Source organism: Psychrobacter sp. 1U2, assembly GCF_051847575.1.
Genome location: NZ_JBPYDC010000776.1, coordinates 1 through 841 on the forward strand (window position 1 = coordinate 1; position 841 = coordinate 841).

At 35.9% G+C, this 841-nt stretch carries 1 protein-coding gene; it reads left to right on the plus strand.

Features of this window, described 5'->3' with window-relative positions; translation table 11 throughout:
* The first annotated feature begins 350 nt into the window (after positions 1–350).
* Positions 351–776 (plus strand): hypothetical protein, encoded by a 426-nt coding sequence (locus tag ACS8FD_RS18675; protein WP_439276948.1) that lies wholly within the window; start codon positions 351–353, stop codon positions 774–776.
* Positions 777–841 lie beyond the last annotated feature (65 nt).

The following is an 841-nucleotide window of genomic DNA, read 5'->3' on the forward strand; positions in this document are numbered from 1 at the left end:
ATTTTTTGCAGCCTCTGTCTGCGTAGGCACAGCAAGCAAAGAAAAATTTGTTCCAGTAGCGCGTTATGATATTTATACTTATTTTATTTAGGACGGAATATAGCATCAGTACAGCAAAATTAAGTCTTAGACATTTTATTACAAATCAAAGCGATAAGGCTGATAGTATAAATGTAAGCGCACTGACTTCTCCAAAAGTTAGGTTTAAACAAATAGAAGCAGATTATTGAATTGGGTCGGTGTACAAGATATTTTTAAATCATGTTTTAGTGGATTTAGGAATAATAATGATGATAAATATACATGTAGTCTTTTGGGTCGCCCTGACATTTTTCACCTTTCTTGTGACCATGAGTAATATAAAGGGTCATAAATCAATCGTTGATAGAGACTCGATGCCAAGGGCACTGAGTAGCGATAAGCTAAATATCGAAACCAGCTTTTATAAAGCTGATGCCACCTTACACGATATTATATTTTTCCATGCCTCTGCATCAGGTGCCGCGATCGTTTTATTGGTCCTAATTATCAAAGGTGAGATTTTATTCCCAGGAACGGTTGTCCTCTTTGGCGCGCTATCTTCCATCGCGATATTTACTATTAGCATTGTACTTCTCTTATTTGCCTTTTATTTTTATAGTATCTCGATTTTGAAGCTTGGCGATACGCTGGCTAGAATGCAGTTTAATGGTAAAGGTATCGAAACCAAGTACGCAATTTTGGCCGTCTTTGGATATTTTTTGATATTCCCAATTATTGCGTTAATACTGGTTTAAAGTTTTTTCAACGCATGTTTAATCAAAACCGCTCATGATTCAAGTTATGAGCGGTTTTTGTTGGT